Genomic DNA, 14,509 nt, shown 5'->3' with positions numbered 1-14,509 from the left:
CATAGCATATCTGCTATGGTCTGCTGACATTTCTAATTTACAACCATGACTGATCATCAAATTTAATCCAAGTTTCAAAATTCGATTACCATAAGGAGTAATTTCCTTCGGTTTTTGATTGGCTCACCATATACTTGATGGCCTCGAGCACTTCACCTGTTGTGCAGTGCTTACAGCCACCATTTTTGGGGTGATACTCCCCTTTTATGGTGTTTTCGACCAAGACATCAATATTTTGGTCAATAATTGGCTCCCATACAGCCTTATCACCTATCTTAGGTGCTCCCTGCTTGCCCTCATTGTGACACATGCTGCAGTTCTCATTATAAATTTCCTTACCGTTCGCTGGATATTTAGCCGCACCACCTGTAGCCAGGTCCTCCCATTGAGAACGAGATAAAGAAGCATTTAATAAGTAATCCACAGCAGCCATGAGGTCGTTATCAGAACAAGTAACACAAGCACCTTTCACGGGCATCTGGTTATAGCCATGAATAGCATGGCGATAAAGCCCAGTTAGACCGTGCATTTTTAAACGCATGTACCAATTAGCACCATCACCGATAAGTGGTGCTCCCATTTCTCCCCTTTGATGACAGATAATGCAAGCGTTAATATAAACTTGCTTTCCTCGTTTCAGAGTCGGTTGGCTTTCTGACGGCGGAACGCCTAAGGGTTCTTCACTAACGACAGTCTTTAAATACGTTGCGATAGCAAGCCTGTCTTCTTCGGTTAAATAACTCAAGCTATTGTGATTGACTTCTGCCATAGGTCCGACCACAGGTCCAGCCTTATTAATCAGTTGCCCTTGTGCAAACACATCAGCTACTTCGTAACGGCTAGCTGAACGTAATCCATATTTGGTGATATTAGGTGCCCAATAGCCATCAATGAATGCACCTGTCAAATAAAAACGATCTTTTGGGGCCCCAAAAACATTTAGAGGGGTATGACACATACTGCAGTGGCCAAGGGTATCAACAATATATTTACCGCGATTCCAAAGTGGCGAATGCTCAGGGTCATAAACCACCGCATTATCATCCGGGAAGAAAAATAATAGGTTCCATCCCCATAGAGCAGAACGCGCACCAGGAATGTTAAAGGGGAAGGGCAGCGATTTATTTTTTTGCTTCACGGGTGGAATACTCATGAAGTAAGCATAAAGCGCCCGCGCATCATCATCGGTCATTTTAGCAAAATAAACATAAGGAAAAACCGGGAAATAATTTCTGCCTTCTGGATCTCTACCCTCTTTCATAGCGCGGATAAAATCTTTCTCAGTCCAGTTACCAATCCCTGTTTCTTTATCAGGTGTAATATTTGGGCTATAGAAGGTACCAAAAGGGGTATTAATGGGTAACCCGCCAGCAAAAGCTGGTGTCCCGCCTTTAACGTTAGTATGACAGGCAATGCAATCGCCCATTTTTGCCAAATACTCTCCTCGCTTTACTAATTCTGGCGACATCCCTTTTGCTGGCGTAACTGGAGGATAAGGTGGATAAAATCCATCGATAAGTGGCTCAACCGGTTTATTTTTGTCATCAAGAGCCTTTAACATTCCTTGTGACGGAGTTCCACTTGTCGTCACAGTTGACTGAGTCGTTGCTGTACTGGAGGCAGCACTAGAAGTGGCAGTGCCAGGAGTAGTCACAGCCTTGTCGGATGTCGCTGAGGCCCCCTTATCAACATTTGTCTCAGTCGCTGGACTTTTGTTTTCAGGCGTTGTGGTTGTCGTGCTAGCTTTGTTGTTCTTAGGTGACGAAGCCGTCTTTGCATTTTTTATGACCTTGGATTTGGACGTGGAATCTGCACTGTTTGCTGCAAATACAAAAACAGATAGCAAACTAGAGATCACTAAAAAAGACAAAAGAACTGCATTTTTTTTCAACAAAGAGCCCACGCTCCCTCCTTTAAACTGATTACCTCACGGCAACTACTGGCAGGAAAATTTTATTCGGCATTTTATACCCCTCCTTACACAACTTGCAACGATGATAAGAGGGTTTCGTTAAAATCCTGCTATAGGATTGGCCAATAGCCTTGTCATTCGGGGTATAGCGAAGAATTTCCTGAGTCTCGAGGGAGATCTTGCCTACGCTAAAAAGCGTTTAGCACCATCACCAACCTTTTTTATAAATTGTTGATATTGCTTTGCAGGTAATGACCAATAGTGCCAATACAAAGGCATCAACCAACGTTTATCGGGACAGATTTCCTGTAAGTCTCCAGCCGCTAATTCATCCGTAAGATCTAAACTGGGTATCCAACCGTAACCATAACCTTGCAAGGCAAATTGCTTGTAGGCTTGCACGGAAGGTACCATATGATAACGGCGTAGGGTCAATGGTTTATCAAAGAAATGATTAAAGAAATGCTCGGGTAAGCGATCGCGATTATCAAAAATGATGGCAGGAACACTCATTAAATTGTCTTCCAACGTTTTTTTATTGCGGAAATGACGCTTGATAAAATGAGGGGCAGCAACCAGCAAATAGGTCATATGCCCCAGAAAAAGACACTCGCAACCAGGCAAAGCTTGATTATAGGTGGTTACACAAGCGGAGACAGAACCTTGACGGAAATAGTCAATCGTAACATCTTGATCATCCGTAATGATATCGATATTAATTTTTTCAAGTAAACTCAAATCACGCAATAAGCGCGAAAACCACATCTCCAGACTATCTCGATTTAAAGCAACTGATAGCCGTGCCGGTAAATCTTTGTGAATCTCTTGTAGCAAATGCTCTTCTAATAAACGTGTACGACGCAATAAACTTAATAATTTTTCACCTAAGGGTGTCGCGCGGTAAGGAAGGGTGCGAATCAGTAAAGGTTGGCCAAATTGTATTTCTAATTGCTTGATGCGCTGTGTAACTGCCGGTTGGGTAATAAATAGTTGTTTTGCTGCCGCCGCAAAACTTTGAGTCTGAATGACAGCATCCAACGCCTGCAGACCACGCTGCTCTATTCTCATAAGTGATATTTATCAATCATAAAAATTATTAATTTTAATTATAATCAAAAATACTTAATAATTGCCATTCCCATAACCAATTAGCAAATCATGATGGTATACCTGAATGGTCTTATGTTAGGACTGTCTTTAATAACAGCCCTAGGCCCACAAAATGTATTCTTGATTCGTCAGGGTGCCTTGCGTCGTCATGCTGCACTTTCAGCAGCGATTTGCTTTTTCTGCGATGTTATTTTAATTACTGCAAGTATCGCCGGCCTTCATCATGTACTTGAGCTTCACCCTGCTTTTCAGGTATGGATAACCTGGTTTGGAGTAGGTTTTCTTTTTTATTACGGAGCCAAGGCTTTAAAACATGCTTTGAGCATATCAACGACCAGGCATACCAACGTGCAAGATGCGACGAACCGTTGGCAAATCATTATGTTAGCTTTAGGTTTTAGTCTTCTGAATCCGCACGCGATTATTGACAGTTTAGTCATTATCGGCGGAGGAAGCAGTCAATTCCCAGGACATCAACAAGCTTTTTTATTGGGCGTACTTACGTCAAGCTTGTTCTGGTTTTTTTCTCTAACATTTACCACGCGTTATTTTTCTGAGGTGCTCTCACGCGCCACCGTTTGGCGACGCATCGAGATTGCTAGCGGCATTTTAATGGTATTCCTGAGTGCTAAGTTGGCTTTAAGTCAGCTTTAAAAATTGGCGGTTAGCGCAATCCTAAATAGCCAGCCAGGGGAGCAGGGGCATATTTTTCAGCAGCCCCTTGTGCTGTGTGTTTGAGGTAAGCGGTTGCCATTCCCAAGATATCATCGTTACCGTTTTCTCCATAAACTGCAAACCATATGCTTTGCATTTGTGTTCCAGCTGCAAATTCCGTGGCTTTAGTCTTAAATGCTTCTGTAGGCTCCTTGCCCCTTGACAACAGCGCACCTGGTTGCAAATCTTTTTCTTCCCAGACAGCAATGGTTTCTTTGCGCACCATAGGACCTAATGTAAGAATCAAATCCTGGATCTCTAAAACACCCAGTTTCCACCATGTATCGGTTTTGTTTCCCATGGACCATTGATACACTTCAATAAGATCAGTCAGCGCTTCGCGATAAGGCCTAACAAGTCCTGCTTGTTCTCGGTTACCTACCAAATAGGAAGCATAGGAGAAACCACCAATGGAAATGGCAAAAGAAGGGAGAAATGGGATGATAGAGCCACCAGCATAAAACACAAGACCAACGGTGAGTGAGCTAATAATCGTATTGTCATAATTATAGAGTGCTGCTTGTGCCTGCTTGAAACGCGTTATGCGATTTTGAATAAAATCCAGGTGCTCTTGTGATTTATAATTGAAGGTCTTCGTTAGTAACTCCATCCGCTTGGGAACATTCGTTTCTTTATAAAAACCAAACGCTTTTAACATCTTTCACTCCATGAATTTTAGTAGAATCTTTTTAACGCATTGCCGAAAAAATAGCAAGACTAAAAAATAATTTGACAAAGGGAGTAAAAAATAGAAAGGGCCAATCAGTGTGTCGCCAATTGACCCAGTGGAATGACACATAGCAAGTCCAACCTCGCAAAGCTAATATCTCATAAGCAACAACAGATTGTCAATATTTTAAGCTCTGAAGGGGTGCGATTGAAAGTGTAGTTTAAGGGCTATTCTTTATACTTTATGCCGACTTCCCGCTCCCGGACTCGATCCGGGATCAGACCGCGGGATCCAGGAATCTATCAGGATCGCTGGATTCCGCGGTCAAGCCGCGGAACATCGACCTACGCAGCTGTTTTAAACTAGTCTTCATTGTTGTTGCTCCTTGAATAAGCTAGACTGCGTAATGGGTGTAGTTAAATTGGGTTTGATTATGTTTTATGGCAGTAATGTTCAAGATACACGACAGCTTTTTTTTTCCAGTTGGTCCAAATACCGCCAAAAACAACCTCTTTTACCACTCGAACAACAAATTGTGGATGTTATCCTTGCTCACCCCGAATACCAGGCATTATTGGAAGACCCCAAACAGAGAGATAAAACGTATTTTCCAGAGATGGGGGAGAGTAACCCTTTTTTGCACATGGGTCTGCATCTTGCCATTCGTGATCAGGTGAGTACAGACAGGCCTGCGGGTATTAGCAAGATCTATCAACAGCTGTTACAGAAATACCGCGATCCCTTACTTGTTGAGCACTGTATGATGGAAAATCTTGCTGAATGTTTGTGGCAATCACAACGCAATCAGCGTCCTCCTGATGAGAGCAGCTATTTATTGAACTTGCGGCGGTTATTGCATTAATACCCATGTAGATACTGTCTTCAAAAGCAACCTAAATTTTCGTTAAAAGGTTGCTTATTTTTTAGGACTCCAAAAATGATATGAGCCAATTTACGCATCACGGCACAAATTATAGTTTTTGGAGTTTTTCCATTGCATTGGAGTCTTTTGACAAAGCCATCCAAAGCTTTATTGTAGCGTTTGGCGACTAAAGCAGCCATGTAAAGAGCCTTTCTTAATCGACTATCTCCGAGTCTTGAGAGAGTTGTTTTGCCAATGAGAGAGCCGGATTGATGTTGTTTGGGGGTGATACCTATATAGGCGGCAAATTGTTTGGTTGTTTGAAAGCACTGGATATCAGGCATTCGTGCCAGCACATAATAAGCAGTGAGTTTGCCTATGCCTTTGATAGAAAGTAACAAGTCCAATTTTTCTTGAAGTTGTTGATTATTGCTAATTAACTCATCAATTTGTTGTTGAATCGCTTTTATTTCTTGCTTACGCTTTTCTATCATTTTCTTTAAGCTTTTCTGTGCCGCACGACCTCTAATACTATGCAGTTGGTTTGTTAATTGAATAACCTGAACTTTCAACATATCCAATACTTTGGTTAATTCTTTGATTTCCTTTTGCTCTGCAGAGCTGGATTGATAAATGCGTGGTTCCATTCGTTGACAAAATTGAGCGGTGATTTTGGCGTCAATCGTATCATTTTTATTACGGGCTAGGCAGGCTTTAGCAAAACTCTTAACCTGGAAGGGATTTACAACACTGACGCGAACACCTTTCTCCACTAAGAAATCAGCAAGTCCCTCACTATAATGACCTGTTGCTTCCATGCACACCCAAGGAGATGATGCATATTGATTAAGCCATTTAAGGAAATCTTCATAGCCTTTCTTTGAATTTGAGAAGACAGCATGTTTATAGCGATTATCGATGCTTAGAGCACTATCAAATTTATCCTTGGCAATATCAATACCTACAAATTCATATGCACTCATGCTAATCTCCAATGGCTGTAAAAATACTTGGGGTTATTTATCGTTGACCAAGCTTGCAAATACAGGCTTACTTTGATGAGAGCGGCCTAAGATACTGTTCGGTCGATTGATAAGTGGGGAGAAGGTCCTAATCTACACATCAGGCTTTATGCCTTGCCTGGGTACAAGATCTCTTCTCCCATCCCAAGTGCCCTTGAGATTAAGCTTTTCTGCCCACTTTTTAAAGATACAAGCCTGGGTAGAACGAAGTGAAACCCGGGTTTCAGTCCTTCGGACCTTCACCCGGCTACATTGCTAGCATCTATTAGAAACATGAGACAGCCCACTTTGGGGTTAGCCACAAATCGGTTAAGATAAGTAACCTCCTATTAATCGCTTTACTGATGAACGATAAAGAAAAAATAACCCATTTTGGTTTTGAATCCGTGCCCTGGGATGACAAAGAAAAAAAAGTGGGCGAGGTATTCAAATCAGTGGCAAAAAATTATGATTTGATGAATAACATCATGTCTTTCGGTGTTCATCACCTATGGAAGCGTTTTACGATTGAGCTAAGTCAGGTCCGCCCAGATCAATGTGTTCTTGATTTGGCCGGCGGCAGCGGCGATTTGACCCGGTTACTGAGTATAAAAGTGGGCGCGCAAGGCAGGGTCATTCTTGCTGATATTAACGCGGCCATGTTGGAGATTGGGCGTAATCGTTTGCTTGATGAAGGCCTACATTCCAACATTCACTTTGTGCAAGCAAATGCACAAACATTACCTTTTGCAGATAACAGCTTTCACTGTATTACGATTGCTTTTGGTTTGCGCAATGTAACCGATAAAGAACAAGCATTAGCTTCAATGTATCGCGTATGTAAACCTGGCGGGAAATTGATGGTTCTGGAATTTTCCAATCCTACACTTCCTGGTTTAAAGCCGATTTATGATTGGTATTCTTTCAATGTACTGCCCAAGCTCGGTGAGCTATTTGCTCAAGATGCTGACAGTTATCGCTATCTTGCCGAATCCATTCGCATGCACCCTTCACAAGAGGGCTTGAAGACAATGATTGAGAAAGCAGGCTTTGAGGATTGTCATTATTATAATTTAAGTGGTGGCATCGTTGCTCTCCACATCGCTTATAAATATTGAGAGTATTATGATTAAAAAATATTCATTAAAAGCACTACAAAAGGCCATTAATCATGCGCTCAATCTTGATGAAGAAACACCAGCTAAAATCGCCGCTTTGGATGGGAAAGTTCTGGAAGTCATTATCACCCCTCTTTGGGTTAACTTTTTTATTCATTTTGACCAAGGAGAGTTGAAATTACTTGCCGATTATGAGGGTCATCCCGACACGATTATTCATAGCAGCCCCATTGGCTTGATTCGCTTGAGTTTTTTGCCAGCTTCTAAAGCACGATCGTTGTTTAATGACAAAATTAGGCTTTCAGGCGATGTAGAGCTGGGGCAGCAAGTTAAAAAATTATTCGATGAGTTGGATATTGATTGGGAAGGACATCTAGCGCATTTCACTGGTGATGTTGTCGCACATCAAATCGGGTCCATTTTTCGTCAAGGGCTCGCTTTTAAAAAGCAATTTACTGAATCCATGCGCCATAATCTGAGCGATTATTTGCATGAAGAGTTAGGTATTTTTCCTGTACGTGAGGAAGTGGATGATTTTTTCAATGATATTGATAAATTGTCCCTGGACGTTGAACGTTTACAAGTGCATGTAAACCTACTGACGAGCAAGCATGAAACCGATTAAACAATTAATCCGTCTGCTACATATCAATACCATTTTGGCACGTAACGGGCTTGATCAGGTCATCGTATCCATTCGTCTTTTTTCCCCTTTTCGTTTTATCGTGTATTTGAACCCATGGAACTGGTTTCGTAAGGAGAAATTAACTCGTGGTGAGGCCTTACGCAAAACACTTGAGGAGCTGGGTCCTATTTTTGTGAAATTCGGGCAAGCCTTATCAACTCGTCCGGATATCTTACCGCCAGATATTGCCTTAGAATTATGCAAATTACAGGATGATGTTCCTCCCTTTGCCAGTGAAAAAGCCCTGGCTATCTTTGAATTGGCTTTTGGTCAATCGGCTTATGAAGTGTTTGCTGAATTTGATCCTATCCCTCTTGCTTCTGCCTCCATGGCACAAGTTCATGCCGCTACCTTAAAAACCGGGGAAGAGGTGGTGGTAAAAATTTTGCGCCCTAACATGCGCAAAATCATCGAAAAAGACTTAAGTATCATGTATACGATCGCTAATTTGGCAGAACGTTACTGGGCGGAAAGTAAACGGTTAAAGCCACGAGAAATCGTACAAGAATTCGAACACAATTTGCTTGATGAACTCGATCTACAACGTGAAGCTGCGAATGCTTCACAATTGCGTAGAAATTTTCAAAATTCTCCCCTTCTCTACGTTCCTGAAATCTTCTGGGATTACACCCGAGAAAATATTATGGTGATGGAGCGCATCCACGGTATTCCGATTTCTGATGTGCCAAGGTTGAAGGAACATAGGGTAGATATTAAAAAATTGGCGGAACGCGGCGTGGAAATCTTTTTCACACAAGTGTTCAGAGACTGTTTTTTTCATGCGGACATGCATCCCGGTAATATCTTTGTCTCCCCCCTGCATCCTGAAAATCCGCAATACATCTGTATTGATTTTGGCATCATTGGCACACTCAGTGACAGTGATAAACGTTATCTAGCAGAGAATCTCTATGCTTTCTTTAACCGCGACTATCGTCGAGTGGCGGCACTTCATGTGGAGTCAGGTTGGGTTGCTAGAGATACCCGTGTTGAGGAGTTTGAAAGTGCTATTCGAACCGTATGCGAACCCATTTTTGAAAAACCGTTAAAAGATATTTCTTTTGCGCAGGTGGTGTTACGTCTCTTTCAAGTAGCCAGACGTTTCCACATGGAGGTGCAACCGCAATTGGTTTTGTTACAAAAAACGTTATTAGCAATAGAAGGATTGGGGCGACAACTGTATCCGGAACTGGATCTCTGGGCAACCGCCAAGCCATTTTTAGAAAAATGGCTGAAAGAACAAATGGGAGCCCGTGCCTTTCTTAGACAGTTACGTGAGAATTTGCCCTTCATCTCTGAACAATTGCCCCATATGCCACGTCTATTGAATGAAGTCTTGCAGCTCAGTAAAGAGCAAAAAATCAACGCATTGGAACGCGAGAAGGACAAGATTGTGGACGTAAAGCCAAATTGGTACCGAAGTATTGGCATTGGTGTCTTTGCTACGATGGTTACCATGAGCATGCTGGACATCTTAAACCAGGATAAATTAGCAGCCATCGTGCTCTCCACCGCTATAGTGGCAGCGGTTTTAACATTACTCAATCGTACAAATAGGAGCTAACATGGGATTAAGTGGAATCAGCCCTTTGTCATTATTGTTAATACTACTCATCGTTGTTGCCTTGTTTGGTACCAATAAATTAAAGAACATTGGCTCTGATCTCGGCGCCGCCATCAAAAATTTTCGCCGCGCGCTTAATGAAGACGATGATAAGAAATCATGAGTGGTGGAGAAATTCTATTAACAATTGTGGTAGCAATCATCGTTTTTGGCCCCAATAAATTACCCATGTTGGCTGAACATTTAGGGAAATTATTTCGCCATTTCGCCGCTTTAAAACAACAAGCGACTACTTTTTGGCAGGAGCAGTTGAACCAACAGCAATTGCAAGACAATCTGCGTAAGGCGGAGAGGGCAGATGCGCTGTATCAACGCGCGGGAGATGTGGAAGAACAATCGGTGGAAAGAAAACCACCCGCATAATTGCCATGAGGCTTTAATAAGATGGATCCCCGCCTACGCGGGGATGACACGGTTTGGGAATACACCCACCTATTGTGTTTTTTTGACTTGAGCTGCTTCAGTTTCTGCCGCTTCGATCGCCTCTTCTGAAGGCAGCTCTAGTTCTTCATGAACCTTCTTCTGAGTAGCCGTTTCATAAGGTGTGAAGAAACCGACTTTACTACGAGTAATCGCTTTAAATGCGTCATTAATTATCTCCATGATCGCATTTAATACTTTCTCAAAACCCGTAACAGAAAATTGCTCGCGCGCAAGACTTCGCAGGTTAGCTTGGATTCTAAAATCCGGGTCTGATGAAAGTAATATCGGTGTGGCCTCCCTACGAAATACTTCGAGTTGTTTTCGAGTATCGCTCTCCTTCTCATACGTATCAATTAAATCATTGAGAGCCTTCATCATTTTTGCCATTTTTTTCAAATGATCAGTATCCTGAGACATCAATGACAATGATTCGATCCTGCCTCCAACACTGTTTGCTTTCTCTTTTTCATCTTTACCGCGCGGCTCAAGGTAATTTTTTAAATAAAACTCGCCGCCCGTCTCTTTATTTAGATAGCCGTTGGCAGGGATATATTTAAAAGGACCCCGAAATATTTCTTCTAAAAACGGGGCCATATCTAGAACATTTTCTTGTTTGATGAGTGACGCTAGATTGTCATCTTTCTGAGAGAACACTATGAGCCAGGGTTCGCACAATTTAGCCGCACGTCTTCCATCAATACTAACAAAATTTTGTTCGCTTTTACGTATTTTATTAATACCTTCTGCGAGTTTTTCATCAGCATCGACGACGAAATCTTCTATCAACTTTTGCAAAGCAGCAGGTTCTAAGCTACTATTCTTAAGGTTTAGCTCTTCCTTATGTAACTCAGCCTTCTCTAAATTCTGTTGAACAAGATGACAAACTACTTCACATTTATTAGCATCTTTACTCAGACCTGTAAGTATCTCGTCATTAAGTTCTACATCATTGTTGTGAAGAGTTATTACTGCATTCAAAAAAGCAGGATTGCGCAAATTTTTTTCCGTGATAAATTGATCCAGTTTAGATGCATGCAGCACATTTACCGCAGCAATAACTTCAGGCCGATCACCATAAGCCTTGTAATCGATTCTTTCAGCCGTCAATATAGAAACAAATTGTACTTTTTGCTTGAGCTCTCGAGTTGTATCGCTTTGGGGAAGACGTGGTATAAAATCTAAAATAGCTTTTAACGTGGATGGATTAAATTGCCAGGATAAAAAATTATCATCCAATGTCTCTACAAGATCTTCTGGCTTCACATACCTTGCAAGCAACGTCAAAATGCGAGCGGCGGGTAATTCCTCTTTGTTTTCATTTAGCTTTTCAGTTAATGAATGAAATTTAATTTGGCCGGTCCCATCAATAATTCCTCGTACTGCATTATGTTGATCAACTACTTTTTGTAAGTTTCCTAGAAGCAAAGTGAATTTCTCATTATCTTTAGTAGCCTCTTTTAATTTTTCCTCCAATTGGCCAACATCGCTAGTTACCTTGTCATCTACTGTATGCAATTTATGCTCTTTAACTGCATTGTAATGCTTAAATTCATCGCCATCGAGGTTGCTGCCATCTAAGCTCTTAAGTAATTCTTGCCTCAACTTTTCATTTGTCGTTGCAGTGCTCTTCATTTGTTCGATAATTTTCTTACGGATAATACCTTGTTCTTCAACTATCGCTTCATCTAACTTCTTACTGAGGACTTGCAGATCTTTAAATTTGGCTTTAGCAAACTTTACTTGCTCCCCTAATGAGGTTTGAGCAGGAGCCTCTTCTTTTTTCTTGTCGAATTTTTCTTTTTCTGCTTTAGCTACTGTTGGGCTCATAAGATGTGTTTTGAGCTGTTCCGTTATGGTTGAGTACCTCTTATTAACATCCAACTCTAGAGCTGTGATTTTCTCATTATACTCATTAATTTCTTTTTGACGGGCCTCATCTTCTAATGCCTTTTCATCTTTAAACACATCCAGGCGTTCAGTTAACTTCATTATTTTATTATTTAAACCTTCAACATCTTTTTGGCAGCGTTGTGTGGCAATCCGTAAAGTATCCAGCAAACCATTTCTTTTGATATCTCTTTCTTGAAGATAGTCAATTTTATCAAGCCGTTGAATTTCCCGCTCAATTTCGCTTTTCAATTGACCAATTTCCCTGTCTGAAGAAAAGGCTTCTGCTTTCTTAAAAAGCTCTCTAGCCAATAGCTTTGATGTCTCCAAAGGCTGTCTATAGGTTTCATGTAATTCGCGTAGTATTTGGTATCTTTCTTGTGCTTTTGTCAGAGTTATATCATGTGTACGCTGAAAATTTTGAAGTTCCTCAATGGCTTTTTCATATTGTTTAGGATCTTGCGAATCTCTTAGCCTAAGCTCTTGAGCTTCGCGCAGGGCTTTGAAGCTTTCAGCATTTTTGTTCAATGCCTTAACCGAATTAGCCAAGGGCGAATCCCCCTCCAAAAAATAGGGTTCATATTTAGGGAAGCTGGCGGAGATTTTTTCAGCAAGGATTTCGTATTCTTTCTTTTTGGCTGCCAAAACTGCTTGTTCAGGTGAGGAAGCGCCCATTTGACGTTTTGCGTTTCTGGAAGCAAGACCCACCAACTCATTTACAATTTGCAGCTCCTGCCTTACAAGAATGAATCGCTTCAGGTTCCTATCATTAGGGGTATCTAAAGGGTCCTCAGCTATGGGTATAGATATCTGTGCCTCATCTTCTGGTAGCGTGTTTGAATCCTCAGTTAATTGATCCAAATGGCTACGTGCCCTTGACATTACCCCTCGAATCTTATCAAGTGGAGGATCAGTTTCTAATATTCCCTGTTCAATAGCACTCTTATATGTTCTTTCAAATTCGGCAAGCTTTTCAGCAACTATACCAGCTCTCTTTTCTAAAGAATCTTTGGTGATAGCCATAGTACACCTCGCGATGATCCTTTATCCAGAGGTTTAGACTCTCTAAAGACTTTATCGAGTTTCTACCTGCTGCAAACGATCATTAATAAACCCATTAGTTATAAATATAAGCAATGAGTATTAAGCGATTATTAAGTATTCATTTGGTTCAAAAAATTTACAGTTTTTTAACTATAAATTGTTTTTCCCTTAACTTTTGGGTGGTTAAAACCATAAGATTAGGTAATACAATGGCCGTCTAATTTTGACGGGTAAATGATCTTGAACGAGGACTGCGTGGGAGGAGGGGCTTCTATCCTCACGGCCATTAAGATAAGCAATTTTTTCTATTCTCGAATTACCGCGGCTTGACCGCGGTATCCATGTCCAGACTGACATGATGGACCCCGCGGTCGATGCCCGCGGGGATTCGAAATCGCTTAACTTAATGGCAGTGCTCCTACATCGAGGCAGGAACTCTCTTGAGGAACAATTAAAGGGAAGGCTTTTAGCTGTCAAAATTAGTATGTCATTGTAGTACATCAACCAAATCTTGCTTCCGGTCGATGACAATAAGGGGCCTTACTGTGTTTTTGATAATAATCTTGATGATAGGCTTCAGCAGGCCAGAAGATTTGCACTTCAAGCAAGCGTGTAGCTACGTCATAACCACGTGATTTTAGAGTTTGAATTAAATCTTGCGCTTCTTGTTTCTGTTCATCGTTGTAATAGAACACGACGCTTTTATATTGATGTCCAATATCAGGTCCTTGTCCAGTACGTTGCGTTGGATCATGAATTTCAAAAAAGCGTTTAAGTACCGTGTGATAATCTGTTCTAGCGGTGTCATAAACGACTCTTACCACCTCATAATGACCTGTATCTCCGCGACATACTTGCTCATAAGTGGGATCAAGCACTACGCCGCCGGAATACCCTACCTCGACCTTAAGCACCCCTGGGATCTGACGTAGAAAATGATCGACTCCCCAAAAACATCCTCCGGCCACGATGGCTTCTTCCGTATCAAGCACATCATTATCAGGGACAAAATCAATGGAAGCTGAATTCACGCAATGGCGAAGATTGTTATGAGTAAAGTTTTCACCCATAAAGACATGGCCCAGATGAGCATGACAACGCCCACAAAGAATTTCTGTTCTCTGACCATCACGATCAGGAACCTGTTCTACGGCTTGAACAATGTCATCATCAAAGCTAGGCCAACCACATCCAGAATGAAATTGATTTTTAGCACGAAAGAGAGCGAGACCACAACGCCGACAAAGGTAACTTCCGCTCTTCGCAACCTCAGTATATTCACCGGTAAATGGGTACTCCGTCGCCTTGTCGCAAATGATCCGCCTTGCCGTGGGGGTTAGGCTGGCGGTTTTATCTAAATAATGATCCATAAAAGCTCTCCAAAAACCTGTTGCGACTTTTTATGGCATTATTTCCTTAATATCGCTTAGGCATCAAGGCTTATTGGAAACTAGAGCTA

13 protein-coding genes are annotated in these 14,509 nt (G+C 41.6%); 7 read left to right on the top strand and 6 right to left on the bottom strand.

What is annotated here, in order from left to right; all coding sequences use genetic code 11:
• Nucleotides 1-85: 85 nt before the first annotated feature.
• Together CKV79_RS00270 and CKV79_RS00265 are read right to left on the bottom strand one after the other, a co-directional pair.
• Nucleotides 86-1,561, bottom strand: a complete 1,476-nt coding sequence (locus tag CKV79_RS00270) for a c-type cytochrome (protein ID WP_035914944.1) — start codon at nucleotides 1,559-1,561, stop codon at nucleotides 86-88.
• Between the two features lie 534 nt (nucleotides 1,562-2,095).
• Nucleotides 2,096-2,980: an ArgP/LysG family DNA-binding transcriptional regulator gene (locus CKV79_RS00265; protein WP_051546065.1), complete on the bottom strand. Its 885-nt coding sequence runs from the start codon at nucleotides 2,978-2,980 to the stop codon at nucleotides 2,096-2,098.
• A gap of 90 nt (nucleotides 2,981-3,070) precedes the next feature.
• Here CKV79_RS00265 and CKV79_RS00260 point away from each other — a divergent pair, with 90 nt between their 5' ends.
• Nucleotides 3,071-3,676 (top strand): LysE/ArgO family amino acid transporter, encoded by a 606-nt coding sequence (locus CKV79_RS00260; protein ID WP_028372392.1) that lies wholly within the window; start codon nucleotides 3,071-3,073, stop codon nucleotides 3,674-3,676.
• 10 nt (nucleotides 3,677-3,686) lie between these two features.
• Here CKV79_RS00260 and CKV79_RS00255 read toward each other — a convergent pair whose 3' ends face one another.
• Entirely contained in the window at nucleotides 3,687-4,394 is a 708-nt protein-coding gene (locus CKV79_RS00255) for a hypothetical protein (protein ID WP_028372393.1), read from the bottom strand.
• Between the two features lie 445 nt (nucleotides 4,395-4,839).
• Between CKV79_RS00255 and CKV79_RS00250 the strand changes: the two genes are divergently transcribed.
• Complete coding sequence (locus CKV79_RS00250) at nucleotides 4,840-5,268, top strand: DUF1841 family protein (RefSeq protein WP_028372394.1); 429 nt, start codon at nucleotides 4,840-4,842, stop codon at nucleotides 5,266-5,268.
• Between the two features lie 20 nt (nucleotides 5,269-5,288).
• Here CKV79_RS00250 and CKV79_RS00245 read toward each other — a convergent pair whose 3' ends face one another.
• A complete protein-coding gene (locus CKV79_RS00245; RefSeq protein WP_095141670.1) occupies nucleotides 5,289-6,251 on the bottom strand; it encodes an IS110 family RNA-guided transposase in 963 nt (320 codons plus the stop codon).
• A 383-nt stretch (nucleotides 6,252-6,634) separates the two neighbouring features.
• On the opposite strand from CKV79_RS00245, the gene ubiE reads away from it, so the two are divergent.
• From ubiE to CKV79_RS00220, 5 genes are read left to right on the top strand one after another with little or no spacing between them, the layout of a single operon-like run.
• Nucleotides 6,635-7,387, top strand: a complete 753-nt coding sequence (gene ubiE / locus CKV79_RS00240; protein WP_035914717.1) for a bifunctional demethylmenaquinone methyltransferase/2-methoxy-6-polyprenyl-1,4-benzoquinol methylase UbiE — start codon at nucleotides 6,635-6,637, stop codon at nucleotides 7,385-7,387.
• Between the two features lie 7 nt (nucleotides 7,388-7,394).
• Nucleotides 7,395-8,012: a ubiquinone biosynthesis accessory factor UbiJ gene (locus tag CKV79_RS00235; RefSeq protein ID WP_028372092.1), complete on the top strand. Its 618-nt coding sequence runs from the start codon at nucleotides 7,395-7,397 to the stop codon at nucleotides 8,010-8,012.
• A complete protein-coding gene (gene ubiB / locus CKV79_RS00230; RefSeq protein WP_028372093.1) occupies nucleotides 7,999-9,636 on the top strand; it encodes a ubiquinone biosynthesis regulatory protein kinase UbiB in 1,638 nt (545 codons plus the stop codon). The genes CKV79_RS00235 and ubiB overlap by 14 nt, the downstream gene beginning before the upstream one ends.
• A 1-nt stretch (nucleotide 9,637) precedes the next feature.
• Nucleotides 9,638-9,799 carry a twin-arginine translocase TatA/TatE family subunit gene (gene tatA, locus CKV79_RS00225; protein ID WP_028372094.1) on the top strand — a complete coding sequence of 54 codons (162 nt, stop codon included), beginning with the start codon at nucleotides 9,638-9,640 and terminating at the stop codon, nucleotides 9,797-9,799.
• Nucleotides 9,796-10,059, top strand: a complete 264-nt coding sequence (locus CKV79_RS00220) for a Sec-independent protein translocase subunit TatA/TatB (protein WP_028372095.1) — start codon at nucleotides 9,796-9,798, stop codon at nucleotides 10,057-10,059. Before tatA ends, CKV79_RS00220 begins: the two co-directional genes overlap by 4 nt.
• A gap of 69 nt (nucleotides 10,060-10,128) precedes the next feature.
• On the opposite strand, the gene CKV79_RS00215 is transcribed toward CKV79_RS00220, so the two are convergent.
• Both CKV79_RS00215 and CKV79_RS00210 read right to left on the bottom strand, forming a co-directional pair.
• Nucleotides 10,129-13,029, bottom strand: a complete 2,901-nt coding sequence (locus CKV79_RS00215) for a hypothetical protein (RefSeq protein ID WP_028372096.1) — start codon at nucleotides 13,027-13,029, stop codon at nucleotides 10,129-10,131.
• 521 nt (nucleotides 13,030-13,550) lie between these two features.
• Nucleotides 13,551-14,420 (bottom strand): bifunctional methionine sulfoxide reductase B/A protein, encoded by an 870-nt coding sequence (locus CKV79_RS00210; protein WP_028372097.1) that lies wholly within the window; start codon nucleotides 14,418-14,420, stop codon nucleotides 13,551-13,553.
• Nucleotides 14,421-14,509: the final 89 nt, after the last annotated feature.

Source organism: Legionella lansingensis (assembly GCF_900187355.1).
GTDB classification, from domain to species: domain Bacteria; phylum Pseudomonadota; class Gammaproteobacteria; order Legionellales; family Legionellaceae; genus Tatlockia; species Tatlockia lansingensis.
The sequence above is the reverse complement of the archived record's forward strand: the minus strand, read 5'-3'. Positions and strand labels throughout refer to the sequence as shown.

Excerpts from the sequence above, each read along its gene's own strand:
- CKV79_RS00260 (WP_028372392.1), top strand. The coding sequence starts at position 3,071 with ATGATGGTATACCTGAATGGTCTTATGTTAGGACTGTCTTTAATAACA.
- CKV79_RS00215 (WP_028372096.1), bottom strand. The coding sequence starts at position 13,029 with ATGGCTATCACCAAAGATTCTTTAGAAAAGAGAGCTGGTATAGTTGCT.
- CKV79_RS00210 (WP_028372097.1), bottom strand. The coding sequence starts at position 14,420 with ATGGATCATTATTTAGATAAAACCGCCAGCCTAACCCCCACGGCAAGG.
- CKV79_RS00255 (WP_028372393.1), bottom strand. The coding sequence starts at position 4,394 with ATGTTAAAAGCGTTTGGTTTTTATAAAGAAACGAATGTTCCCAAGCGG.
- ubiB (WP_028372093.1), top strand. The coding sequence starts at position 7,999 with ATGAAACCGATTAAACAATTAATCCGTCTGCTACATATCAATACCATT.
- CKV79_RS00245 (WP_095141670.1), bottom strand. The coding sequence starts at position 6,251 with ATGAGTGCATATGAATTTGTAGGTATTGATATTGCCAAGGATAAATTT.
- CKV79_RS00220 (WP_028372095.1), top strand. The coding sequence starts at position 9,796 with ATGAGTGGTGGAGAAATTCTATTAACAATTGTGGTAGCAATCATCGTT.
- CKV79_RS00235 (WP_028372092.1), top strand. The coding sequence starts at position 7,395 with ATGATTAAAAAATATTCATTAAAAGCACTACAAAAGGCCATTAATCAT.
- ubiE (WP_035914717.1), top strand. The coding sequence starts at position 6,635 with ATGAACGATAAAGAAAAAATAACCCATTTTGGTTTTGAATCCGTGCCC.
- CKV79_RS00265 (WP_051546065.1), bottom strand. The coding sequence starts at position 2,980 with ATGAGAATAGAGCAGCGTGGTCTGCAGGCGTTGGATGCTGTCATTCAG.
- tatA (WP_028372094.1), top strand. The coding sequence starts at position 9,638 with ATGGGATTAAGTGGAATCAGCCCTTTGTCATTATTGTTAATACTACTC.
- CKV79_RS00270 (WP_035914944.1), bottom strand. The coding sequence starts at position 1,561 with ATGTTAAAGGCTCTTGATGACAAAAATAAACCGGTTGAGCCACTTATC.
- CKV79_RS00250 (WP_028372394.1), top strand. The coding sequence starts at position 4,840 with ATGTTTTATGGCAGTAATGTTCAAGATACACGACAGCTTTTTTTTTCC.